Raw genomic sequence first — 1,307 nt, 5'->3', positions numbered from 1 at the left:
AGCTGATAAAAACTCACTTTGCCTAACGCCCGCTTAAGTGGTGAGCAACGCAATGCCGTGTTTCCGCACACCACCTAAATCACTAAAGTCAACGCATAGTAAAAATGCCATGCGTTGCGAATCCGTCTTAAAGCGTTTGTTAAACGTTTTTTTGCGAAAAATGTTCAACCACCTTCATTCCGACAACTGTATTTTTATGATCAAAGAAGCCCAAATATTTTTTCAGATCTGATGTACCGCTGCGGCTAAGAATCAATTTATTAACCATGGAACGAATGCCAAATTGGTTTACTAGTGTGTTTAGTGGCTGTCCTTTTACAGCCACCTTAAGTACACCAATACCGGCGGTGAATGTAGGAGCGTTAGAGTCTACGGAGCCAATTGTTGAATCAACGTACAAAGAGATAGATTGAAGAATTTTGGCAAATTTATTCATGTCTTTATAGCTGCCATCACTTAGTGCTTGCTGATAGCAATTTAACCAATCTCTTAGCTCTTGGTACTCACTTCTTAATTGAAGAGCCACTTTAATCATATCACTCGCTGTATTTGACTCTTGTATTACTCTGATTGGTAATGGAAGCATGTTTACATTTAATGCATATAACTCACTACCAGCATTGTGTAATGAAGCTATAGAAGCTCTTTTCTCTGAGACTAGTCGGTTTAGTCTTAGTACTGAGTCTTCGTTTGAAACCATTATTCCAGCATCAGTAAAAAAACGCTTTCTCACAGGGTGCGGTGTATATCCTTTTTCATAAACAAAACCTCTAGCCAACATCCCTGCACCACCCCATAAAGTTTGGGATAAATAACCATGAGGAGCATATCTATTTTGAAGAAAACCTACACGGTTTTCTTCGTGATCTTTCTTTAAATCTGATGTTAGACTTAAACGGTCAATAAATTCGTCTCGTGGTCCTTGCAGTCTTTTATAGTCCACTAGAAAAGGATAAGGCCGGATGACACCTTGAGATACAGCTTCTTGAAATGGATTACCTTCATGATTCCAAGCATGGATAAACTTTTCTTCAACTAAAATCTGATCACGTAAAATTATATCTGTAAGCAAATCAAACAGTGCTTCAGTATTAATGATGGCACTCAAGCTATCTTCGTAAGAATAACTGTCATTTTCTTTATCGATTGCTATGTAATGTGATTTGCTTTCGTCAATACCATCGGTTAATAATTCACCAATATTTTGCAGTGACCAATTATCCGAAATTACACTTTGACTCATTTTCGCCCCTTTAAATACTACTGCTCTGAAGTTGATAAAAACGTTTAACGCCCGGCTAAGGGGT

General features: G+C 37.9%; 1 protein-coding gene. It reads right to left on the bottom strand.

From position 1 onward, the window contains the following. Positions 1-139: 139 nt before the first annotated feature. Positions 140-1,307: hypothetical protein (locus tag DD616_RS16560; RefSeq protein ID WP_208871938.1), on the bottom strand; the 1,168-nt coding region annotated here is incomplete at its 5' end.

Source organism: Vibrio anguillarum (assembly GCF_003390515.1).
Classification (GTDB): domain Bacteria; phylum Pseudomonadota; class Gammaproteobacteria; order Enterobacterales; family Vibrionaceae; genus Vibrio; species Vibrio anguillarum.
This window is presented reverse-complemented; position numbering and strand designations above follow the sequence as displayed.